Annotated in this window: 24 protein-coding genes, 1 riboswitch and 1 other annotated feature; of the genes, 17 read left to right on the forward strand and 7 right to left on the reverse strand. The window is 46.0% G+C overall.

From position 1 onward, the window contains the following. Positions 1–25 precede the first annotated feature (25 nt). Together KNP99_RS05815 and KNP99_RS05820 are read left to right on the forward strand one after the other, a co-directional pair. Positions 26–214 carry a hypothetical protein gene (locus KNP99_RS05815; RefSeq protein ID WP_088837671.1) on the forward strand — a complete coding sequence of 63 codons (189 nt, stop codon included), beginning with the start codon at positions 26–28 and terminating at the stop codon, positions 212–214. Continuing rightward, positions 177–1,067: a MazG nucleotide pyrophosphohydrolase domain-containing protein gene (locus KNP99_RS05820; RefSeq protein WP_239456742.1), complete on the forward strand. Its 891-nt coding sequence runs from the start codon at positions 177–179 to the stop codon at positions 1,065–1,067. Before KNP99_RS05815 ends, KNP99_RS05820 begins: the two co-directional genes overlap by 38 nt. Positions 1,068–1,146: 79 nt before the next feature. On the opposite strand, the gene KNP99_RS05825 is transcribed toward KNP99_RS05820, so the two are convergent. From KNP99_RS05825 to KNP99_RS05845, 5 genes are read right to left on the reverse strand one after another with little or no spacing between them, the layout of a single operon-like run. After that, a complete protein-coding gene (locus KNP99_RS05825) occupies positions 1,147–2,334 on the reverse strand; it encodes an aminotransferase (protein WP_088837670.1) in 1,188 nt (395 codons plus the stop codon). Continuing rightward, entirely contained in the window at positions 2,331–2,828 is a 498-nt protein-coding gene (locus KNP99_RS05830) for an Lrp/AsnC family transcriptional regulator (RefSeq protein WP_051667304.1), read from the reverse strand. Before KNP99_RS05830 ends, KNP99_RS05825 begins: the two co-directional genes overlap by 4 nt. 5 nt (positions 2,829–2,833) lie before the next feature. Further along, on the reverse strand, positions 2,834–3,628 hold the full coding sequence (locus tag KNP99_RS05835; protein WP_215193101.1) for a glycosyltransferase family 2 protein: 795 nt from the start codon (positions 3,626–3,628) through the stop codon (positions 2,834–2,836). Between the two features lie 57 nt (positions 3,629–3,685). After that, a complete protein-coding gene (locus KNP99_RS05840) occupies positions 3,686–3,925 on the reverse strand; it encodes a NifU N-terminal domain-containing protein (protein WP_215193102.1) in 240 nt (79 codons plus the stop codon). Positions 3,926–3,938: 13 nt separating this feature from the next. After that, the gene (locus KNP99_RS05845) at positions 3,939–4,172 is read right to left on the reverse strand and encodes a DUF1871 family protein (RefSeq protein WP_214766927.1); all 234 of its coding nucleotides are present in this window, start codon (positions 4,170–4,172) and stop codon (positions 3,939–3,941) included. 317 nt (positions 4,173–4,489) lie between these two features. Between KNP99_RS05845 and KNP99_RS05850 the strand changes: the two genes are divergently transcribed. The 9 genes from KNP99_RS05850 (at position 4,490) to KNP99_RS05890 (ending at position 14,510) form a co-directional block, all read left to right on the forward strand. Beyond that, positions 4,490–6,715, forward strand: a complete 2,226-nt coding sequence (locus KNP99_RS05850) for a ribonucleoside-diphosphate reductase subunit alpha (protein WP_251132187.1) — start codon at positions 4,490–4,492, stop codon at positions 6,713–6,715. Between the two features lie 16 nt (positions 6,716–6,731). Further along, positions 6,732–7,220 (forward strand): flavodoxin domain-containing protein, encoded by a 489-nt coding sequence (locus KNP99_RS05855; RefSeq protein ID WP_088837666.1) that lies wholly within the window; start codon positions 6,732–6,734, stop codon positions 7,218–7,220. Further along, on the forward strand, positions 7,189–8,232 hold the full coding sequence (locus KNP99_RS05860; RefSeq protein ID WP_214766931.1) for a ribonucleotide-diphosphate reductase subunit beta: 1,044 nt from the start codon (positions 7,189–7,191) through the stop codon (positions 8,230–8,232). Before KNP99_RS05855 ends, KNP99_RS05860 begins: the two co-directional genes overlap by 32 nt. A 379-nt stretch (positions 8,233–8,611) precedes the next feature. Further along, positions 8,612–9,004, forward strand: coding sequence for a S1 domain-containing post-transcriptional regulator GSP13 (gene yugI / locus KNP99_RS05865; protein WP_012371159.1), 393 nt, complete (start codon positions 8,612–8,614; stop codon positions 9,002–9,004). A gap of 136 nt (positions 9,005–9,140) precedes the next feature. Then, positions 9,141–10,307 carry an iron-containing alcohol dehydrogenase gene (locus KNP99_RS05870; protein WP_215193103.1) on the forward strand — a complete coding sequence of 389 codons (1,167 nt, stop codon included), beginning with the start codon at positions 9,141–9,143 and terminating at the stop codon, positions 10,305–10,307. 113 nt (positions 10,308–10,420) lie between these two features. Next, a complete protein-coding gene (locus KNP99_RS05875; protein ID WP_029331222.1) occupies positions 10,421–11,770 on the forward strand; it encodes a glucose-6-phosphate isomerase in 1,350 nt (449 codons plus the stop codon). A 133-nt stretch (positions 11,771–11,903) separates the two neighbouring features. Continuing rightward, on the forward strand, positions 11,904–12,377 hold the full coding sequence (ytkD, locus tag KNP99_RS05880) for an RNA deprotection pyrophosphohydrolase (RefSeq protein WP_029331221.1): 474 nt from the start codon (positions 11,904–11,906) through the stop codon (positions 12,375–12,377). Further along, a complete protein-coding gene (locus KNP99_RS05885; protein ID WP_239456741.1) occupies positions 12,349–13,089 on the forward strand; it encodes an alpha/beta hydrolase family protein in 741 nt (246 codons plus the stop codon). The genes ytkD and KNP99_RS05885 overlap by 29 nt, the downstream gene beginning before the upstream one ends. A 164-nt stretch (positions 13,090–13,253) precedes the next feature. Next, positions 13,254–14,510 (forward strand): EAL and HDOD domain-containing protein, encoded by a 1,257-nt coding sequence (locus KNP99_RS05890; protein WP_088837664.1) that lies wholly within the window; start codon positions 13,254–13,256, stop codon positions 14,508–14,510. A 67-nt stretch (positions 14,511–14,577) separates the two neighbouring features. Here KNP99_RS05890 and pckA read toward each other — a convergent pair whose 3' ends face one another. Next, positions 14,578–16,146 (reverse strand): phosphoenolpyruvate carboxykinase (ATP), encoded by a 1,569-nt coding sequence (pckA, locus tag KNP99_RS05895; RefSeq protein ID WP_214768776.1) that lies wholly within the window; start codon positions 16,144–16,146, stop codon positions 14,578–14,580. A gap of 232 nt (positions 16,147–16,378) precedes the next feature. Further along, positions 16,379–16,505: riboswitch (SAM riboswitch) on the forward strand. 128 nt (positions 16,506–16,633) lie between these two features. Between pckA and metK the strand changes: the two genes are divergently transcribed. The 3 genes from metK (at position 16,634) to KNP99_RS05910 (ending at position 19,254) form a co-directional block, all read left to right on the forward strand. Next, entirely contained in the window at positions 16,634–17,842 is a 1,209-nt protein-coding gene (gene metK, locus KNP99_RS05900) for a methionine adenosyltransferase (RefSeq protein ID WP_088837662.1), read from the forward strand. A 141-nt stretch (positions 17,843–17,983) separates the two neighbouring features. Then, positions 17,984–18,472 carry a GNAT family N-acetyltransferase gene (locus tag KNP99_RS05905; protein ID WP_088837661.1) on the forward strand — a complete coding sequence of 163 codons (489 nt, stop codon included), beginning with the start codon at positions 17,984–17,986 and terminating at the stop codon, positions 18,470–18,472. A 77-nt stretch (positions 18,473–18,549) separates the two neighbouring features. Continuing rightward, positions 18,550–19,254 carry an alpha/beta fold hydrolase gene (locus KNP99_RS05910; protein WP_088837660.1) on the forward strand — a complete coding sequence of 235 codons (705 nt, stop codon included), beginning with the start codon at positions 18,550–18,552 and terminating at the stop codon, positions 19,252–19,254. A 38-nt stretch (positions 19,255–19,292) separates the two neighbouring features. Here KNP99_RS05910 and mnmM read toward each other — a convergent pair whose 3' ends face one another. Beyond that, a complete protein-coding gene (gene mnmM / locus KNP99_RS05915; RefSeq protein ID WP_157898525.1) occupies positions 19,293–19,928 on the reverse strand; it encodes a tRNA 5-(aminomethyl)-2-thiouridylate-methyltransferase MnmM in 636 nt (211 codons plus the stop codon). A 126-nt stretch (positions 19,929–20,054) separates the two neighbouring features. On the opposite strand from mnmM, the gene KNP99_RS05920 reads away from it, so the two are divergent. The 3 genes from KNP99_RS05920 to KNP99_RS05930 all read left to right on the forward strand — a co-directional run bounded on the left by KNP99_RS05920 (position 20,055) and on the right by KNP99_RS05930 (position 23,142). Beyond that, entirely contained in the window at positions 20,055–21,230 is a 1,176-nt protein-coding gene (locus tag KNP99_RS05920; protein ID WP_088837658.1) for an MDR family MFS transporter, read from the forward strand. 174 nt (positions 21,231–21,404) lie between these two features. Continuing rightward, complete coding sequence (locus KNP99_RS05925; protein ID WP_215193104.1) at positions 21,405–22,436, forward strand: peptidoglycan bridge formation glycyltransferase FemA/FemB family protein; 1,032 nt, start codon at positions 21,405–21,407, stop codon at positions 22,434–22,436. Positions 22,437–22,497: 61 nt separating this feature from the next. Further along, positions 22,498–23,142 carry an HAD family hydrolase gene (locus KNP99_RS05930; RefSeq protein WP_215193105.1) on the forward strand — a complete coding sequence of 215 codons (645 nt, stop codon included), beginning with the start codon at positions 22,498–22,500 and terminating at the stop codon, positions 23,140–23,142. A gap of 39 nt (positions 23,143–23,181) precedes the next feature. After that, positions 23,182–23,404, forward strand: a binding site (T-box leader). Positions 23,405–23,445 lie beyond the last annotated feature (41 nt).

Here is a 23,445-nt window from a genome sequence, read left to right on the forward strand (position 1 = left end):
TAGTTCAAACAGAGGAGGAATTTCGATGAAACGAAAAGAAGTGGGACTAATGGTTTCCTTGGCGATCGCAAGTGGTGTAGCCGTCCGTGAATGGCGTAAAAACCGAAAATTTACTGAGCAGTATCAACGACAAACGCAGCGGCAGTTGATTAAAGAAATGACGGAGGTCGAGACGGATGCAGGAGATGATTCTACTTCAACAAAAAGTCGATGAGACGATTCGAGCGTTAGGTGGTTATTTTCGTCCGCTCTCTGGCCTCGCGCGCTTGATTGAAGAAGTCGGGGAAGTGGGAGAAGCGTTAGAAAAAGAGGACACGACGTTACTGTGTGCCGAGCTCGTCGACGTGTTAATGATTTCAACATGTCTGTCAAACCAATACGTGACCGATTTAGCCTCGGAGCATCAGCAGTTGAAAACAGAACAGGACGAAGCGGACGCCTCGTTTTACCGACTCGTTCATGAAGCAGGTCAGGTCGCCCGGGTCATGAACGGCTACGAAGGAGACAAGCCACCGAAAAAGACAGATGCAACGCTTACGGTCGGTACGTCACTCGCCCGTCTGCAGCGCGAGTTGTTCCGGTTTGCCCGTCCATTAGGTCTTGATTTGTTAAAAGAAATCGATCGGACGAATGAAAAGAACCTCGTGCGTGACAGTAAGCGTTTCGCACTGACACGAGACCCCATTACGGAGGCGACGATTGATCATTACCGGAGTGCGACCGGCAGTGAGGAGCGACTCTGGGGTGCGCCGGTGTATGAAGCGGAACGTTCCTTAGAAGAGAACATCCAACAGGCACTACCGTCGTTGCGACGCTTTTTACGGTGTGCTCGTAATGAGGGAATCGAGGCATTTGTTCTGGAAGCACCGATTGAGCGAAGTGATCAATTGGTCGCTGTCAAAGAACAAGCAGAAGAAATCGGACGGATCATCAAAGAACAAACCCCTTTGTCCTTTAAAGAAGCCCCGTACCGAATCGATGTATATGCTTCACAGTTAGGGCCGGTGTCACCGTTTCACTCAGAGGACGAACACCGGATGTTTTTGTTGCTTTATATTGATGCGTAATTAGAAAATGACGCTAAAAAGCGAACCGCCTCGTAAGGTGGTTCGCTTTTTGTGTGTTGAAAGAAAACGGTCGGGAAAATCATGTCAGACGATCAGCAACTGCCGTTCGTTGTTCAAGTTGTTGCATGAAGCGAGAAATACGATGGATGGCTTCTTGCAGTTGTTCGATTGAACTGGCATAGCTTGCGCGAACATAACCTTCACCACTCGCCCCGAAGACGGAACCAGGAACGACGGCAACACGTTCTGCTAGTAACAGTTGTTCTGCAAAGGCTTCACTCGTCAAACCCGTATCTCCGATGTATGGAAAGGCATAGAAGGCGCCCCCGGGTGAATGAGTCGGGAGACCGGCTTCATTCAAAGCTTTGACGAAGTAGTTACGACGTTGGCGATAACTACGGACCATGTCAGGAACCGTCTTGTGGCGTGAACGGAGTGCTTCGATCCCAGCGAATTGGACGAGCGTCGGTGCACACATCATGCCGTACTGATGGACTTTCAGCATACACGCCGTGATTTCTTTTGGCGCACAGGTAAAACCGAGACGCCAACCTGTCATCGCAAAGGCTTTTGAGAAACCATTGATGACAATCGTGCGCTCCCGCATTCCAGGTAACGTTGCGAAGCACGTCGCCTCTTCCTCATACGACAACTCTGCATAGATTTCGTCACTGATGACATATAAATCATGTTTGTTTGCGAGGAGGGCGAGATCTGCGAGTTGATCGCACGTCATGACAGAACCGGTCGGGTTGGACGGAAAACAAAAAATGATGGCCTTCGTCCGTGCCGTGATCTTGGCTTCAATCGTCTCAGGAAGAATGGCGAAGCCGTCTTCCGGGCGACAGGCAGCAGCAACAGGAATTCCGCCTGCGAGCTCAATTAAAGGCGCATACGAGACAAATGCCGGTTCGACGACGATGACCTCGTCACCAGGATTAATCAGCGTCCGAAAAGCTAAGTCAAGTCCTTCGGATGCACCGGTCGTGACGATGATTTCGTCTTCGACTTGATACTCGATTGCAAATTTTTCGTGCATATAGTTTCGGATTTCTTGCCGTAACTCGACTAAACCGGCATTGGCGCTATATGCCGTATACCCTTGCTCGAGTGCTGCGAAGCTTGCTTCCCGGACGTTCCACGGGGTGACGAAGTCGGGTTCGCCGACGCCGAGCGAGATGACATCTTCCATTGAACCGGCTAAGTCGAAGAAGCGACGGATGCCGGACGGTGCTAATTGTTCGACGCGTTCAGAAAGTGACTTCATGGAGACACCTTCAATCGTTTATCGCCGTCATCCTGACTGAAGAGGACACCATCGTGTTTGTATGTCTTCAAACGGAAATGGGTCGTCGTCGAAATGACGGAATCGAGTGTCGATAGTTTTTCCGAGACGAATTGCGAGACTTCCTGAAGCGACTTTCCGTCAAGGACGACTTGTAAGTCGTAAGCACCTGACATCAAGTAGAGCGACGTGACTTCCGGGAAACGATGAATCCGTTCTGCGACTTCATCAAAGCCGCGGCCCCGTTTCGGTGTAACTTTGACATCGATGAATGCCGTGACGCCATGGTGGGAATTGATTTTTTGCCAATCGATGACTGCCGTATAACCTAACAAGACACCATCTTGTTTAAAACGGGCAATCGAGTCGATGACTTCGTCGACTGGCAGGTCGAGCATTTGAGCAGCGAGTGTCGAATCGACAGGACCACTTTGTGATAGTAACTCTAAGAGTTCTAATTGTTTTTCTGTATACACGGGATTCACTCGCTTTCTGTCAATTGTCCGTCAAACGTCCGGCGTGTCTCACGTAACCGGGCACGGCGTTCAGACTGAACAATATGAAAATTTTTCATTTCGGTCGTTGGCAACTCGTGTTTAGCGACGAGACGGTCGAAGTAGACTTTTCGTGCCGCATCTTGCTGAGCGGATTGATGATTACCGGACGGATTAAAGGCATAGAGGACCGTCGCGCGTGCTGGATGAAGCACGAGGTGGTCCTTCCCGACACGGAGAATCCAGTCCCAGTCCCAGTAGTTGAAGACGTCTTCATCAAACGTACCAAGTGTTTGGTGAAGTGATTTGCGATACATTGATCCGGATGGGATGAACGTCGAGTCTTGCTTCATCGTGTCACGGTCATATGGATAGGCGAATGGCTCCGTATCGATGACGGTCCGGCGTCCATTCTCCCAGCGATACGTAAAGAGTTCGGCATCTGCATACGTCAAGTCTGCCCCGGCTTCTAAATCGCCGAGCGATTCCTCGATATGAGAAGGCAACAATAAATCATCATCATCATGGAGCAAGATGAATTGACCGTTCGCGATTGTCACGCCGTGGTTGCGAGCCCGGACGTGATGATTTTCAGGTAAGTCGACATGGATAAGTGTTAAGCGGTCTTCAAAAGCACGTACGACGGGAATAATCGAGTCGCCGTTGTTGTTCAAAAGAATCACTTCGAAATCTTGATAGTATTGACGGGTCAATGCTTCGAGCGCCTCAGATAACTCACGTGGGCGATTGTACGTCGGGATGATGACAGATACCATTGGCATGAGAATCGGCTCCTTCAACAAAGACACCTGCAACATCCAGGTGTCTTCATGTATTCCTTACATCTGTTCTTCGATAACTGGAAGTAATTCATTCCATTCAGCGGCTGGTTCTTTCGTTACTGTGACAAAATCACCGTAAGCGAAGAGGTTATCGATGCCATCGATCGTAATCAATGCTGCGAGTAATGCGTCCTCTGGTGTATCGTCTTTTTTGACACTCGCACTTTTTGAGCCGAAACGGTCTCCGTCGAGCGTGATTTTTACTGAGTTCGGGTTTGGTGTGTAGTCTACTTGCATAATAAGTCTCCTTTCAAAGTTCACACGAATCTTCGCACAAAAGTAAATTCGTTGCGAGTGTTGTTAGTTCCTGCTGATCGGGTTGTTCCCCAAACGATTCTTCAAATATTTCACCAATTGCTAGTGCAAGTGGGCTTACTTGATCGTGAATCGTTAATAGCACTAGTATAGCAGACATTTCCGTTGGATAATTTCCTGACCCTAGGAGAAAAGGATCATATTTATTTAAAAGTTCTTCTGAACTCAAAACGCGTTCAACTCCTTATCTCAATATATCTCAAAAGGCGGTGGTCTGCGTTTTTAAATTTGTTTGACCTGATTTTTAATGCAAGGGGTTATTTTTTGCTGATTCAGTGATAACCTATATCTTGTACATAAATAGGTTTAAAAACGCTTAAAACGTCTATATATAGAGTGACACTTTAATAGTTCTTTCTATATGTAGGACGTCTTTTTTTAGTTTAGCGCATTTTTTACTGCAATGCGAACCTGTTTAACGATAGAGAATGGGAGTGGTTCATAGTGGCATCTCCACTGAATACAGCACGCATCTATAAGGGTGCAATGACAATAGAAGATGTATATCTCGTGATTCGACAAGTGACAGCGTCTTATCCAGAACTCGACATCGAACGTTATACAGAACGCGCGATTCGGGCGCTCGAAGGGAAAACCCTCCAGGCCGATCAAGTGTATGAATTGTTGACGATGCATGCGCTCGACATGTTAAAAGCAGAGGAACCGAACTGGACGTTCGTCGCGACGGCAACGTACTTAAATCGTCTTTATCTCGAGGCAAGTGAAAATCGTGGATATGTAGCAGATGAACGTTATGGATCGCTTTACACGTTGATTGAAAAGCTCACTGAAATTGGTATTTTCACACCACATTTACTTTCAGCCTACACGAAGGATGAAATCGAAGAACTCGCTGCGACAATCGATCCTTCACGCGACCAACTCTTCACATACATTGGTCTCCGGACGTTAGCGGATCGTTATCTTGCCCGGGATCACGTGAAAAAATTATATGAACTACCACAAGAACGCTTCATGATTATCGCGATGACGTTGATGCAGACAGAACCGAAAGAACGCCGGGTCGAGCTCGTCAAAGAATCGTACTGGGCTTTGTCGAACCTCTACATGACGGTTGCGACGCCAACGCTTTCGAATGCCGGGAAATCATACGGACAGTTATCGTCTTGTTTCATCGATACGGTAGATGATTCACTCCGGGGGATTTACGACTCGAATACGGACGTTGCGACACTTTCAAAAGGCGGCGGCGGAATCGGCGTCTACATGGGTAAAATTCGTTCGCGCGGATCAGACATTAAAGGATTCAAAGGTGTTTCGAGTGGTGTCATTCCTTGGATGAAACAATTGAACAACACGGCAGTCAGTGTCGATCAGCTCGGTATGCGTCAAGGTTCAATTGCGGTCTATCTCGACATTTGGCATAAAGATATCCTCGAGTTCCTCGATGCGAAACTCAACAACGGGGACGAGCGATTGCGGACACATGATCTCTTTACGGGCGTGAGTTTACCGGACCACTTCATGCGTACGGTTGAAGCGCGTGGCGATTGGTATTTATTCGATCCACACGAAATCCGGACCGTGATGGGCTTTAGTCTTGAAGATCATTTCGATGAGACGGAACAAGGGGGCAGCTTCACTGAAAAGTATGAAGCCTGTGTCAACGAACCGCGTCTCAGCCGGACGAAAGTTTCGGCGATTGATCTCGTCAAACGTTACATGCGTTCGCAACTCGAGACCGGAACACCGTACATGTTCTTCCGTGACGCGGTAAACCGTGCCAATCCGAACAAGCATGCCGGCATGATCTATTCGTCAAACCTCTGCTCGGAAATCATGCAAAACATGAGTCCGACGACCGTGACGGAAGAATACACGGAAGATGGAAAAATCATCATTACGAAAACACCGGGCGATTTCGTCGTCTGTAATTTATCTTCGATCGCCCTCGCGCGCGCCGTTCGTTCGGATGTCCTCGAACGGTTGATTCCGATTCAGATGCGGATGCTCGACAACGTCATCGATTTGAATACGATTGACGTCCCGCAAGCACAAATCACGAACCAAAAATACCGTGCCGTCGGTCTCGGGACGTTCGGTTGGCACCATCTGCTTGCACTCGAAGGGATTCGCTGGGAATCGGTCGAAGCCGTCCAGTATGCGGATCGTCTTTACGAAAAAATCGCTTACTTGACGATTGATGCATCGATGCAACTTGCGAAAGAAAAAGGGGCATACCGTTTATTCGAAGGATCAGAATGGCAAACAGGTGAATACATCAAACGTCGTCACTATAAATCAACTGCCGAGCTGAACTGGGATCGTCTCCAAGCAGATATCACAGAGCATGGTATGCGAAATGCCTACCTGATGGCAGTCGCACCGAACTCGTCGACAGCAATCATCGCCGGTAGTACGGCATCGATTGATCCAATCTATAAAAAAGTCTACGCAGAAGAAAAGAAAAACTACAAGATTCCTGTGACGGTTCCGGATTTGACGCCGGATACGAACTGGTTCTATAAATCAGCGTTTGAGATTGATCAACTGTGGAGCATTCGTCAAAATGCATCACGGCAACGTCATATCGACCAAGCGATCAGTTTTAATCTCTATGTCAAAAACAACGTCAAAGCGACTGAATTACTCGAGATGCACATGGAAGCATGGCAACTCGGGATGAAGACGATTTATTATACACGTTCGACAACCGTCGAAATCGATGAATGTGAGTCGTGTTCGTCATAAGAGAGGAGACGATATCATGAAGGCAGCAATCGTATATGCGTCAATGAGCGGTAACACAGAGGAGGTTGCGGAACTGATTGCGAAAGCCTGTTCCGACATGCACGTCGAACCAACGATGATGTTCGCTGATGATGTGACGACATATCAATTAGCACCTTATGATATCGTCTATTTTGGTTCTTACACATGGGGCGACGGTCAATTACCGGATGAAATGCGCGACTGCCTGAAGCTTGTCTTAAAGGAAAGTCCGCACAAAATTCCGCAAGCTGCCGTCTTCGGTACGGGCGATAAGATGTTCGTCAAGTACTGCCGCGCCGTTGATGAAATGGCCTACCATCTCGCGAAATTTGGTGTGCCGCTCGCCGGTGAACTGTTAAAAATCGAACAGTCACCACGGAATCGTCCGCGTACCGTCAAAGAATGGACGAAACGAACGATCCTGCAATTACAGCAAGAAGGAGTCGAACAACATGGAACAGTTACAAAAGATCAAACTGCTTGATGCCCGCCATCCGAATCGTGCGACAGCGATTATCGGTGGGGAGACGAGTTCAATCGTCAACTGGAACGATATCGCCTATCCGCAGTTTTATTCAATCTATAAACAGCTTTTGTCGAACTTTTGGATTCCGGATGAGATTTCGATGTCAAAAGACATGCAACAGTGGAACCAGTTGAGTGAGCGGGAACAGGATGCGTTTGAACGGATCATCGGTCTGCTATCAATCTTGGATTCGGTCCAAACGCGTTACATCCTAGAGTCGGCGATGTTCACGTCAGATGCATCGATTCATGCAATTCTTGCGATCATCGCGCAACAGGAAGTCGTCCATAACCAGTCGTACAGCTATGTCTTATCGAGTCTCGTTCCACTTTCGGAACAAAACCGGATTTTCGATATCGCAAAAGATGACGATATGGTCATGAAGCGGAATGCCTTTATTCTTGATTTATATGAAGATTTCCAAAACGACCGGACACCGGAAAACTTTGCGAAATCACTCGTCGCATCAATCGTTCTTGAAGGAATCAACTTCTATTCTGGTTTTGCCTTCTTCTATAACTTAGCGCGTCATCAAAAAATGGTCGGAACGTCGACGATGATCAGTTACATCCAGCGAGACGAACTGCAACACTCGTACTTCATCAGTCAATTGTTGCGTGCCGTCTTGACGGAACACTCGGAAATCGATGCCGATGGTTCATTCACGAAGTTCGTGTATGCCACATTCGAGCGTGCCGTCGATCTCGAAATCGAGTGGAGTGAGTATGTCCTGCGTGACTTGGACGGACTCGATGTCAGTGAAATGCGTGATTACGTCAAATATCTCGCGAACAAGCGCCTTCGTGTCATTGGTCTCTCCGATCTCTATGAAGGACATGACGAGGACGTCATGCCGTGGATTCGTGCGTATTCGGATGACTCGATGAATGCGACGAAATCCGATTTCTTCGAACAAAAATCACGTTCGTATGCAAAAGTGACGGATGCGAACGGATTTGACGATTTGTAAGCAGTAAATGAATCTTTAAATTTTGATTGCTTCACGATTCGTTTTCCTTTACGCTAGGACAGGTGAGGTCATGTTCGACTCCTGCGGAAAAACAAGTTAATCATGACCCTGGAAGATGCAACGCATCTGAAGCGGGCATGATGTCTTGTCCGCGGAAAGCGAGCAGACCGAACCGGTCCTTTTTGCGTTGAGGAGTAAGAAGAAACAAAAAAAGGGCCGGACTCTAAAAGTCCGGCAGAATCAGGGGGAATACTTGAAGTCTTGCTACTAAAATGTTCCCTCGGAAAATAAAAAATAAACAATTTAAAAAATATTTTTTACCATCCGTAAAAAGTATGTTATTATAAGTTGATGAATTTAGTTAGGGAGTGTATAAACTATGGCAAACTTTGAAAAAGACCAAGTCGTTACTGGTAAAGTAACTGGTATTCAAAACTTCGGTGCTTTCGTAGCACTTGACGAGCAAACACAAGGTCTCGTCCACATCTCAGAAATCTCACACGATTACGTAAAAGACATCAACGATTACGTAAAAGTTGGCGATGAAGTAACTGTTAAAGTTCTCGACATCGACGAAGCTAACAAAAAAATGAAGCTTTCGATCAAAGCAACTCAGGAAGCTCCAAAACGCGAAGCACGCGCTAAAGGCCCACGCAAAAACGCTGGACGCCGCGATGCAGGTCCTGCTTTCAAACAAGAAGAAGCTCCTGGCTTCAACGTGTTAAAAGGCAAATTGGAAGAATGGATTGAAAAATCAAACTTCCAAAAATAAGAAATTTTTAAGAGAATCGACATCGGTCGGTTCTCTTTTTTTACGTTTTTTTGCGTTATAAGCATTAAAATAGATGCGAAAGGGGAATGTGTGGATAATGTAAGATGTTCATTACTTATCGAGGGGGCAACACACAATGGAAAACTTTCAATATCGCAATCCAACGAAATTAATTTTTGGTGACGGTCAAGTCAGCCAAATCAAAGAAGAACTTAAAACACTAAATGCTAAGAAAGTCATGCTCGTCTTTGGTGGCGGAAGTATTAAACGCAACGGCGTCTATGACGACGTTACACGCGAACTGAACGAAGCAGGAATCGAATACGTCGAATGTGATGGCGTTGAACCAAACCCACGCATTGAAACAGCAGAGCGCGGCATTAAGATCGCACGTGAAGCAGATGTTGATGCATTGCTCGCACTAGGTGGTGGTTCTGTCATCGACTGTACAAAACTGATCGCAGCAGGTATTCCGTATGAAGGTTCAGCATGGGATCTCGTCATCGGGAAAGCGACTCCGGAAACAGTCATTCCATTCGGTACCGTCTTGACACTTGCAGCAACCGGTTCAGAAATGAACTCTGGTTCTGTCATCACGAACTGGAAAACGCAAGAGAAATACGGTTGGGGTAGCCCGCTTACATTCCCGACGTTCTCAATCCTTGATCCAAAATACACGGTCAGTGTTCCAAAAGACCAAACAATTTACGGGATTGTCGACATGATGAGTCACTGTCTTGAGCAGTACTTCCACACAGCACACGCACCTGTCCAAGAACGGATGACAGAAGGCGTCATGAAAGCTGTCATCGAAGCAGCACCAAAACTCGTCAACGATCTTGAAAACATTGAACTTCGCGGAACGATTCTCTTCGCAGGTACGATGGCACTTAACGGCGTACTTCAAATGGGAGCACGCGGTGACTGGGCTTCACATAATATCGAGCATGCCGTCTCAGCGGTTCATGACATCCCACACGCAGGTGGTCTTGCAATCCTCTTCCCGAACTGGATGCGCCACGTGTTAGACGAGTCAAACGCACATCGTTTCGTGACACTCGGTGAAAACGTCTTTAACGTCGACACAGAAGGTAAATCAGAAATCGAAGCAGCTCATGCGACGATCGATGCAATCAGTGCATTCTGGACATCACTCGGTGCACCAAACCGTCTCGCGGACTACGACATCAAAGAAGATACAGTCGATTCAATCGTCAAGTCAGCAATGACGCGCGGTGATTTCGGTAACTTCAAATCACTTGGTAATGAAGATGTTCGTGAAATCGTAACGGCAGCGTTATAAGTTTCTCTAACATTTGCTAATCTTTTCACAAAAGACTTGAACGACCTTCCTTCTTGCGTTTTAATGAGAAGGAAGGTCGCATTTGTTTGCGAATGAATAAGGAGGACGATGGAATGACAACGGTACGTTTTGATTATTCGAAAGCATTACAATTCGTAGGGCAACATGAAGTAGATTACATGGCAGACACGGTTAAGACATTACATGGAGCGATTCATAATGGCACAGGTGCCGGCAGCGACTTCCTCGGATGGGTCGACTTACCGACGAACTATGACAAAGCGGAGTTCGCTCGCATTCAAGAATCAGCTGAAAAAATCAAATCAGATTCAGACGTCTTGCTCGTCGTCGGAATCGGTGGATCTTACCTCGGAGCGCGTGCCGCAATCGAGATGTTAGGTCATTCCTTCCACAACCTGTTATCAAAAGACGAGCGGAAGGCGCCACAAATCATTTATGCGGGTCATAACATTTCATCGACGTATCTGCACGATTTATTTGAAGTGCTTGAAGGAAAAGACGTCTCGGTCAACATCATCTCTAAATCAGGGACGACGACGGAGCCGGCAATTTCATTCCGATTGTTGAAATCGTTCATGGAAGAGAAATACGGTCAGGCTGAAGCAAAAAACCGAATTTATGCAACGACGGACAAAGCACGTGGGGCGTTAAAAACACTTGCTGACTCAGAAGGATACCAGACGTTCGTCATTCCGGATGATGTCGGTGGACGTTTCTCTGTCTTGACACCGGTCGGTCTTTTGCCAATCGCTGCTGCTGGTATTTCAATCGAAGAATTGATGGCTGGCGCGCGTGACGCACAAGAGAAATTTGCGAACGAAAACCTGGCTGAAAATGAAGCATATCAATATGCTGTCGTCCGAAATGCATTATATGCAAAAGGAAAAACGATCGAGCTTCTCGTTAACTACGAACCAGCGTTACATTATGTATCAGAATGGTGGAAACAGTTGTACGGAGAATCAGAAGGAAAAGACTTCAAAGGGATCTTCCCGGCAGCGGTCGACTTCTCGACAGATTTACACTCGATGGGTCAATACGTGCAAGAGGGGCGTCGTGATTTGTTTGAGACGGTCATTAAAGTCGGTCAAGCGCGTCATGAATTGACGATTGAAAAAGATGCACAAGATCTTGACGGCTTGAACTTCCTCGAAGGGAAATCAATCCAATTCGTCAACGATAAAGCGGCAGAAGGGACGTTACTTGCTCATACAGATGGTCAAGTTCCGAACTTAACAGTCGAATTACCAGAGATGACGCCGTACCATCTCGGATTCTTGTTCTACTTCTTCGAAAAAGCTTGCGCGATGAGCGGTTATCTTCTTGGAGTTAACCCATTCGACCAACCGGGTGTTGAGGCATATAAGAAAAATATGTTCGCACTTCTCGGAAAACCTGGTTTTGAAGCAGAAAAAGCAGAGCTCGAAGCACGCTTGAAATAAGTTGGAAAGGCATCTCCTGGATGACAGGGGATGCCTTTTTTTGTCATTCTCCTCGATTCCTACGCACTTTCACTTTTAGAATGCTTTCGAAACAGGTAAAGTGAAGGTAGAAGAAGAAATGAGGTGCACGTACGTGATTAGATTTTTAGATTACTATCAAAATCAAGTTGAGTTGAGTTTCGATGATCATCCTTTCTCGACAAAACCTCTCCATGTCTGGGTCATTGCCGTGTACGAGGGGAAATGGCTATTGACGCATCATAAGCAGCGCGGGTACGAGTTTCCTGGGGGAAAAGTCGAACCGGGTGAAACAGCGGAAGAAGCGGCACGCCGGGAAGTGATGGAGGAGACAGGCGGTAGCATCGCAAGCCTCGCCTACATTGGTCAATATCGTGTCGAAGGACGAGGCGATACAATCATTAAGAATATCTACTTCGCCGAAATCGAATCACTCGTTCCGCATCTCGCTGTCGATGAGACAGACGGAGCCTTTTTGTTGGACGACCTCCCGCAGCGTCTTGACGCGAATCGAAAATACAGCTTTATGATGAAGGACCGTGTCCTTCCGGAGACACTTCGTGTACTCGCCGAACGCCGATTGGTTTGAATTGCCGAAGCAAGGTCCCTTCCGGACGTTTCGTATATACTATGAAACATCTGATCACGAACGGGTCGGTGCCTATGTCGTTTTACCGACACGTCCGAATGGGCAAGGGATGCTGTATTTACGTGGCGGGACACGTAATATCGGAATGGTTCGACCGACGCGACTGATGCAGTTTGCTCAAGCCGGATTTTTAGTCATGGCCCCTTTTTACCGAGGGAACTTAGGAGGCACAGGGAAGGAAGATTTTGGTCATCATGATATTCGTGATGCAACAGGGGCATATGATTGGTTAACCCGTCACGCGGAACGCGTCTCGGTGTTTGGCTTCTCTCGTGGTGGGCAGATGGCCTTGTTGTTGGCACATCATCGCCCGGTCGCGCGCACGGTCTCATGGGCAGGGGTGACGAATCTCGTCTGGACATATGAAGAACAGAGAACGATGCAAAAAATGTTACGCCGTTTCACGGGTGGATTGCCAGAGACGCAACAACAAGCGTATCAAATCCGTTCGCCGCTCTACGCCGCTCCACAAGGGCAAGTCTTGCTGATTCACGGACGGTACGATCAAAAGGTTCGCTTACGTCATGCAACGAATTATGCTGCGCGCTATCCGAGTCAGACGCGGCTTCGTATTTACGAGCAGGCCCATCAATTTCCGTTGCACGAAAAATTTGCTGTGACGAAGGAAATCATCGATTGGATGTTGCGCTGATGGAACATAGGATGTAGTCACCTCGAACAGCCGGGGTGACTTTTTTTAGGAAATCAGTAACATTGATATGTTTTAAAAAAGCATTTTTTAAACAAAAAACAATATTTGGTATACTAGAAAATATGAAGTGAACAATAGGGTGGAAGACAAAAGGGGAGAACGGGATGGAAATCTTGCTGGCACGACAACCAATCGTGAATCGATCCGGTGCCATCGATGCATTTGAATTATTATATCGTTCAGTGGAAGCGCCTGCTATTTTTGATGGTGAATTAGCGACGATGGACGTGTTGACGAATACGCTCGTCCATTTAGGTGTCGATCGAGTGGCAGAAGGAAAACGTTTATTCATCAATTTCACCGGTGATTTATTACAAGGTGAGCTGATTGATCACTTAGATCCGGAACGATTTGTCATCGAGGTGCTTGAGACCGTCGTCATCGATTCACATATGCTGTCGGTTTTGAAAAAATGGAAAGAGGCTGGATTTCAATTGGCCTTGGATGATTTCGTGACGGATTTATTACGAAATCATGGTCCAGAGTTGTTTGATTTAATTGATTTAATAAAAATTGATATCGAAGCAATCAACCCACGTGAACAAAGTGCGATTTTACATATCGTTAAACGAAACTATCCGCATATCCGTTTGTTGGCAGAGCGTGTCGAAACGCATGAAGATCATCTTCGTAGTTTGAGCATGGGGTACGACTGGTTCCAAGGCTATTTTTATGCAAAACCGATGTTGATGAAAGGGAAGGCTGTTCCGCCACAATTGCCTGTATTGTTAAAGATGTTGAAGTGGCTCGAATCAGATGAGTATTATGACCAAGTCGTCGATGAAATCGAAGGAAATCCATACATTAGTGTGCAAGTCCTCCAGCTCATCAATTCTCCCGGGATTGGTCTTCGAAATACCGTCGAATCCGTTCGTCAAGCGATTTCACTACTCGGGTTTTCACAACTTAAAAGTTGGATTTCGTTAATCGTTTTACGAGAGATGCGACTTGCGAGTCCGTACAAGTGGTCAGACGAGTTGTTGCGTTCTTCACTGCATTGTGCCAAGTTATGCGAGTTATTTGCACTTGAAACAAAGACGTTACGTCCGGAAAGTGCCTACATGATTGGCTTACTCTCGCATATCGATGCATTACTGTCAGTCGATATTGATGAAATCATTGATCAATTACCAATCGAGTCGACGTTGAAAATCGTGTTACAAGGAAAAGATCATCCGTTTCGTGATTGTTTATTGCTCGCGATTAGTGCCGACCGTGGTGAATTTGAACAGTTTGAAAAACTAACCCATCGTTTTGGTATTTCAAAACAGCGTGCCTATGCACTATTAAAAGAGAGTCAAGATTGGTTGACTAAAAAAGAACTTCATTTGCAACCGGATGAAGAAGATTCAATCGTCTGATGGACGTTAAAAGGCACCAGCTCACTGAACATACAGTGTCTGGTGCCTTTTAATTATCTTAATTTAATTAAACACGTGGCCCTGCTGATTTGATTTCAGTAGTTGCACTGTCGAACCGTGTGAAATTTTGTTTGAATTTAGTCGCCAAAGCCCGTGCTTGTTGTTCATACGCATCAGCATCCGACCAAACTTTGACAGGGTTGAGTAAGTCGCTTGGGACACCAGGGACTTCGAGCGGCATGTGTAGCCCGAAAATCGGATGCTCTTCCGTCGGGATATCAGCGAGTGTGCCGTTGACAGCTGCATTGACCATCGTCCGTGTATATGCAAGCTTCATCCGACTTCCCGTCCCATATGCGCCACCCGTCCAGCCTGTATTGACGAGGTAAACCGTGACACCGTGCCGGTCGATGAGCTCACCGAGCATCGTTGCATATTTTTCAGGAATGAGCGGTAAGAAGGGTGAACCGAAGCATGTCGAGAATGTCGCTTCCGGTTCTGTTACGCCACGCTCTGTCCCGGCTAACTTCGATGTATACCCGGATAAGAAGTGATACATCGCTTGCTCCTTCGTCAACTTACTGATTGGCGGCAGGACGCCGTAAGCATCAGCTGTTAAAAAGACAATCGTTTTCGGATGTCCGGCGCGTGATGGTACTGCAATATTATCAATCGCTGTAATCGGATAAGCGGCCCGTGTGTTTTCCGTTTTTGACGTATCATCATAGTCAGGAATTCGTGCATCATCGAGGACGACGTTTTCAAGGACAGTGCCAAACCGAATCGCATCAAAGATTTGTGGTTCTTTTTCGCGCGATAGGTTGACCGTTTTTGCGTAACAGCCACCTTCGATATTGAAGACGCCGTCGTTGGACCACCCGTGCTCATCGTCACCAATCAATTGACGACTGTCGTCAGCAGACAGTGTGGTCTTACCAGTACCGGATAATCCGAAGAATAAGGCGACGTCACCCTCATGACCGACGTTAGCCGAGCAATGCATCGATAAGACGTCTCGTTGAGGTAAAAGGTAGTTCATGACAGAGAAAATCGATTTTTTGATTTCGCCCGCATATTCTGTTCCACCGATTAAGACAATCCGATGTTCGAATGACATGGCGATGAACGTTTCGGAATTCGTTCCATCGACTTTCGGATCTGCTTTGAAGTGAGGCGCATAAATAACCGTGAAAGGCTCAAAAGCAGCTTCTGTCGGATATTCACGCAAAAATAGTTGTTTTGCAAACAAATTATGCCAAGCATATTGTGTCACGATCCGAACCGGAAGGGTAAAATGAGTGTCTGCACCAGCAGCAGCTTCTGTGTAGTAGAGCTGATCTGCTTCATTCATGTAGCGAAGAACTTTTTGTAAAAGTTGCTCGAAGTTGTCTGCTTCCATCGGTTGATTGACATGGCCCCAATCGATATGTGACTCGCATGACTGATCGCGAACAATGAACTTGTCTTTAGGTGAACGACCTGTAAATTTCCCCGTTTCTACAGACAGAGCGCCATTTTCAGCAAGAACCCCTTCTTCGTTACGAATTGCATGTTCGACTAGCTCAGCAACAGATAGTTGTTTGAACACATGCTCCTTCTTGAGTAGCTCTTCGATATTCAGGACCGTCATCGGCATCCTGACCCCACCTTTCCCCTACGTTGGTTTAGCTCTGACATTTAGTATGACACATTTATTATATATGACATACTAAAGGATGAGCAATCCTTTTTTAGCGCTGATTTCTATTTATTTGGAAACGCTTTCAGCATTAACAGTTTAACATCTCTTCGGGAAAGTTTCGACTAGAAATTAAAACGTAGCTTGACAGAGTGGTCACAACTTTATATCATGTAATTCGTAACGGATACTCTTATTCTGAGCAGGTGGAGGGAACAAGGCCCGAAGAAACCCGGCAACCGTCCTACATTAAGAATTCTATTAATGAAGGAAAAGGTGCTCTCCTGAAGCGAAGTAAACACTTCGAACGATAAGAGGGTAAAGGAAGAACGCACAACCTTTCCCTGACCATTTTTTGGACATGGAGAGGTTTTTTTCATTTTACCGTCCCACTCAACTAGGGGAAATGAGTACACCGTCAAATTCTTTTTTGGGAGGGTCAAACATGACAAACCTTAATCGCCGACTATTTACGTCGGAGTCAGTTACTGAAGGTCACCCGGATAAAATCTGTGACCAAATCTCGGATTCTATCTTAGATGCAATCCTCGCAGCCGATCCGAATGCTCGTGTCGCTGCTGAAACATCTGTCACGACAGGACTTGTCCTCGTCGCAGGTGAAATCACGACATCGACTTATGTCGATATCCCGAAAGTCGTTCGCGAAACAATTCGTGAGATTGGCTATACACGCGCTAAGTATGGTTTCGATGCAGACACTTGTGCTGTATTGACTTCAATCGATGAGCAATCAGCAGATATCGCTCTCGGTGTTGACCAAGCGCTTGAAGCACGCGAAGGTAACATGTCAGATGAAGAAATCGATGCAATCGGTGCAGGGGACCAAGGTCTCATGTTCGGTTATGCAACGAAAGAAACGCCTGAATTGATGCCACTTCCGATCTCACTTTCACACAAACTTGCTCGTCGTCTCGCAGAAGTCCGTAAAACTGGACAACTTGACTACCTCCGTCCGGATGGTAAGACGCAAGTAACTGTAGAATACAATGAGAACAACGAACCGGTTCGTGTCGATACAATCGTCATCTCAACACAACATGCAGAAGAAGTGACGCTTGAGCAAATCCAAGCAGACCTGAAAGAGCATGTCATCGCACCTGTGATTCCATCAGAATACATCGATGCGGAAACAAAGTTCTTCATTAACCCGACAGGTCGCTTCGTCATCGGTGGACCACAAGGTGATGCAGGATTAACTGGACGTAAAATCATCGTTGATACGTATGGTGGCTATGCCCGTCATGGCGGCGGCGCATTCTCTGGTAAAGATCCAACAAAAGTTGACCGTTCTGCAGCATATGCAGCACGTTACGTCGCGAAAAACCTCGTAGCTTCTGGTCTTGCAGATAAAGCAGAAGTTCAACTTGCGTATGCGATTGGTGTCGCGCACCCAGTATCGATTGCAGTTGATACGTTTGGAACAGGTAAACTTCCAGAAGCACAACTCGTCGAACTCGTTGCCGAAAATTTCGATCTTCGCCCAGCAGGGATCATCAAGATGCTTGATCTTCGCCGTCCGATTTATCGTCAGACAGCAGCTTATGGTCATTTCGGTCGTACAGATATCGAATTACCATGGGAGCAAACTGATAAAGCAGCAATTCTTGAAGAACAAGCGAAACGATTCGCTTAATTTTCAGTTCAGAAGCAGACTCGCACGAGTTTGTTTCTGAACTTTTTTTGTTTGTCTCGAATTTTGGAGGGAAACGAATGATTTTTCTAGAACAGGGTAAAAGAACATGTACCGGTAAACGGAAAAAAGGGGGAGTCCGATATGGAGATACGCGAAGCAATTCCTACTGATGCGGCACGCATTCATGATATTGCCATCACCTCTTGGATGGATACGTATGAAGAGATTTACTCGGAAAGCTCGAAAGCCCATTTCGTACAAGAGGCGTATCCGCAAGAAGAAGTCGTTCGAGCAATTCGGACGGCAGAGGAAGCGCGGGGAGAATATTTCAATGTCGCCATTATCGAGGAAGAAATCGTCGGTTTCATCCATGCAATCGATGTTGACGGCACGTGGGAAATCGTTCGCTTGTACGTACTACCGAAATATCAACAAAATGGGATTGGGCGAAAGTTGATTCGTGAACTTGAACACCAAGGTGCTTCCCCAATTGAAGTCTACGTTGAATCAAGAAATTATAAAGCGCGCCAGTTTCTAGTCTCTTTCGGTTTTAAAGAAGAAAGTGAAACGACTGAAGAAATTTTCGGTCAAGTGGAACCTGTGACACGCTTAAAGCGTATATATGAATGAAAATCCAACTTAAGATGGTTTTGACATCAAGATGTAAACGTTATAATACAGAGATACTTGTATGAAGAGGTGAGTTTGTGGAAGATCAAGCAACAGGAATTATCGTACTTGTCTATCCCCTTCAACTGCGAGCGACGCCGAGCGATGCGTTAATTCGAGTCCTTGAAAAGGATTATGAAGTGTTACGTGTAGATGCTCCGCGCCGGATATCGCTTGAGGAACATCAACAACTGCTGAAGGATGCTTTACGAGAAGCCGGAAAACGAAAGTTACCGATTCATATCATCGCCTGCAGCATGGGCGCACTCGTCGTCAACCGGCTACTGCAGGAATATGAATTGCCGATTGCGAGTTTGTCGTATATTTCGCCGTTATTTGATTGGCATAATTCAAAACAACTCGGTGGCGTCAAACAAGTATTTGCAAGTGCATTCGATCGTTTTCGACCGGATGCGCCACTCGGGATGTTGCCGTTTGGTCAAAATAGTGAAGATACGGCACGTCTCGGTGAGTTGACATATGCACAGTACCGGGAGATTGAAGAAGAAATCGTCTTACATGATGAAGAGCGGAAGAAACTACCGCGAGTCAACCTCGCTTGTTTTTATGCACCGGACGATCAATTCGCGGACGTAAAATATACGTTAGAGATTTGCCGGAAAATGGGTGGCGATCAAATCTATCTTCAACGGCTCCATGGATTTCCGCATTTCAGCTTTGAACGTCTCAATACGCGGTTCGCTGAAAAATTATTGCTTTTTTTGAAGATGGTTGAGGAATGACAAAAAAGACGCTGTCGTGCTGACAGCGTCTTTTGCTATTAATCGAGTGTTTGCTTTTTTAATTTTTTTTCGATGGCGATGATGAAAGGTGGATTGTTTTGTTGATTGAGAAAACGATACTGTAAGACGGCGTAGTCTTGCTGCGAAAGACTTTCGACATAATCGAGAACAGCATCCCGTTCACGTCTTCCTTCTACATGTCCATGATAGATGACGAGGACGATTAAACCGCCGGGTACGAGGACGGGTAACAAAGCACCTAGCGCTTCTAACGTATCTTCACCGGTCGTCGTGACGGACTTGTCACTTCCTGGTAAATAACCAAGATTGAAAACGCCCGCTCGAATCGGACGGGCTTCATTAACGAGGCGTGCGCCAACATGAATATGACTTTCGTGGTAAAGATCGACCCACTCTTTGACGTGAGCGGTTTCTAGACGACGTTTCGTTTCTTCAATCGCTTGTTCTTGTACATCGAAGGCGATGACACGACCGTCTGGTCCGACTTGTTCCGCAAGAAACAAGGTATCGTGACCATTTCCGGCAGTCATATCGACGACACAATCTCCTTCGTGGATGACAGATTCTAAGAGTTCTTTGGCATAAGGTAAGACGCGGGCTAGTGACATGGGTTCAGACTCCTGTTCAAGTAAAATTATTCTTTGTTCGTTCATCACGTATTCTTTTGTTCCTGATTATACCATTATTCCGATAATTCATTCAAAATGAAGTTTCTTGACAGAGCACAGAACAATTTCGTAAAGTGGCAAGGGTGAGAACTATATTGGAGGACACCTATTATGCCGAAATTACCTCGTGCGGTCTGGATCCTCGTGTTGGCGATGGCGATCAATACGACAGGAGCCTCTTTTTTATGGCCGTTTAATACATTATATATTCATGAATACTTAGGCGAATCCATGACCAAGGCAGGAATGGCCTTGTTCGTCAACTCTGCGCTCGCAATCGTCGGAAATTACATGGGTGGAAAAGCGTTTGATCGTTTAGGTGGGAAGCGGACGCTCATCATCAGTGTCATCGGACTCGTGATTGCTTCGATTGGTCTGCTGTTGTTCCATCAGACATTCATTGGTTATGTGACGATGCTTGGATTGATCGGTTTCGTCGGGGGGATGGTGTTCCCGACGATTTACGCATTAACCGGTCTGATTTGGCCAAAAGGCGGACGACGTGCCTTTAATGCAATCTATGTAGCACAAAACGTTGGAGTTGCGCTCGGTACGGCAGTCAGTGGTCAAATTGCTGCGATTGATATTCAATTTATCTTCATCGCGAACTTATTGCTCTATGTAGTGTTTGCGATTGTTCTGTTCATAGGTTTGAACTGGATTCAGGCGCCGCAGGTTAAACGACAAAAAGAGTTTACGACGGAAGAAGTCCGTGAGCCGTTATCGAAGGAGTCGGTTCGGACGATGCTCTACGTTTCAGTCGGGTATGCGTTGCTTTGGTTCGTTTACGTACAATGGCAAGGAACGTTTGCCGTCCACACGAAATCACTTGGTGTGACGATTTCCGAGTACTCGATTTTATGGACAATCAATGGAGCATTAATCGTCTTCGCACAACCGCTCTTGACGCCGATTTTAAGATGGTTCGGAGATGATTTAAAACGTCAATTATTGACGGGAACGGGCATCTTCTTATTATCCTATCTCATCGTACCGTTTGCTGAAGGTTTTGAAATGTTTCTTGTTGCGATGGTCATTTTAACGGTTGGAGAGATGTTCATCTGGCCAGCTGTCCCTGCGATGGCGGCACGACTTGCACCGATCGGTAAAGAAGGGGAATTCCAAGGGTACGTCAACATTGCGGCTTCCGCTGGACGGATGATTAGTCCGACGGTCGGTGGATTGATTTACGATTTATCTGGAATGAACGCAGTCTTCTTGACGCTAATCGGATTAATTTTACTTGCAGGTATCGTATTTGTTCGAGCAATTCCTAAAATCAATTAAGATATCTTAGACCAACTGTTTCGAAAATGAAATAGTTGGTCTTTTTTTTGCTGGACGGAATAAAAAAAATCAAATAGGGTAATAATTTAAAGAGGTAAAATTTAATTAATTAACCAAATTAAAGAAATTTAATTTTATTTTTATGGTCTTTTTTTTAACAGGAGGTGTACCAGAATGGCAAAGTGCGTTTTCATCGACGATCAAGCAACTTGGACAGCACTTATTCGCAATCAGCCGCTAGACATCTTTTACAGTTATGAATACGTTATGTTAAATGCACGAGAAGGGGAACATCCCGGGTTGATTTATTTTCAAGGAGAGGCCGGGAAACTGTTTTATCCTTTCTTAAAACGAGCTATTTTTGATACGGAGTATTGGGATTTGATTACTCCATACGGATATGGCGGCCCTGAAGTGGTGGGTGATTTGACTGAAAAAGAGTGGGCAGAGGCTCGAACTTCCTTTTATGACTGGGCGTTGCAGAAAAAGATTGTCACAGAGTTGATCCGATACAATCCGTTGACTGAAAATCAGCGGTATGCGCACCACTGGACACAAAAAGAATTTATTCGACATACTACGAGTATCGACTTACGACCATCCGTAGAAGAAATTACACAGACATTTCATAAAAAGACGCGGAGTATGGTTCGGAAATCATTGGCTTCTGACTTAGTTGTCCGACGAGGGACACACGAAGATTTACAATCATTCATTCAGTTGTATTATCAGACGATGGACCGAAAGGATGCCTCGAGCCATTACTACTTTTCTCGAGACTACTTCGAACAGTTATTTCAGCCGACGAGCCTCTGTACGCCGCTCCTCTTGATTGCAGAACTTAACGAGGAAATCATCGGAGGTTACTTCGTTTTACTTGGCCGAGAATTTGCACATGGTCATTTGATTGGCTGTAAGCGGGATGAACATAAGGTCTATCCAAATCAACGGTTAGAATTCGAGGCTATTTTATGTGCGAAAGATGCCGGGTTGGTCGAACAGCATTTAGGTGGCGGGTATAAAGAGCGTGATAGCCTGTTCGAGAGTAAGTGTCGTTATACGGGCTATCGTTTGTTTGAATATCATTTAGGAAAAAATGTTCTACTGCCTGCTCAATATGAACAACTGTGCCAGCTCTATGGAGACGGAGAGTTGGAACATTATTTTCCGGGATATCGTTCGCAACCAACACTGATTTCGAAATAATAAAAACGACAGTCCATCACTGTCGTTTTTTTTGTTAAAATCAAAAAAAGGAGTGAATGGGATGCAAACGAGGGGTTTAATCTTCGATATGGATGGCGTCATTTTAGATAGTGAAATTCGCTACTTTGGGGTACATAAAAAAATGTTTCATCAACTCGGGATTCCACTTGATTTAGTTCAATATGCGACCTTCATGGGTAAGACGGGCGACGAGATGTGGCAGGAATTAATTGAACAACATCGCTTACCGCATCAAACGGATGTGTTACTTGCACAGGAACATGACTTATTTCAACAACACGCCAAGCCGGAAGACTGTGGATTAAAGGAAGGGGTTCATGAGTTGATGAGTATCGCTCGAAGCGAAGGTTACGGGATTGCAATTGCATCATCGAGTTCGCTTGAAAAAATTGAACGCGTCATCGCATTTTATGGGTTGACAGTCGACGCCTACACGAGCGGTTTTGAAGTCCCGCGCTCTAAACCGGACCCTGCTATCTTCGAGCTGACAGCAAAACGGATGGGTCTCGCCCCAGAGTCATGTATCGTCATTGAGGATGCGGCGAACGGCATGATGGGGGCGAAAAAAGCTGGGATGGAAGTCATCGCGTTACTCGACGACCGGATGCCGGGGCAGATGTTACATCACGCGGATCATCAGGCTTCGACACATGCTGCGATTGGAGAAATTTTACGGAAACGTTGACGGTTGATTAAGATTCAGATTAAACTAACTAATAGATAGTCAGATGCAACGAACTGAAGTAGTAGTGGAGACATTCCGTTTAGAGAACTGGTGGGTGGTGCAAACCAGTCGGAACTGTCCATGAACTCGTCAGGGAGCATGATTCGTGAACAACGAGTAGCGAATCCGGTCCTTCACACCGTTATCTGTGAGTCAAGCGGTCTGTCATTGACAGACAACGTGGGTGGTACCGCGGAAGCCAAACCGGTCTTTCGTCCCTATTCTTAGGGGCGGAGGACCGGTTTTTTTAATCAGAGGAGGAAG

Origin of the sequence: Exiguobacterium sp. s95, from assembly GCF_018618655.1 — a bacterium.
In the GTDB taxonomy this organism is placed as follows: domain Bacteria; phylum Bacillota; class Bacilli; order Exiguobacteriales; family Exiguobacteriaceae; genus Exiguobacterium_A; species Exiguobacterium_A oxidotolerans.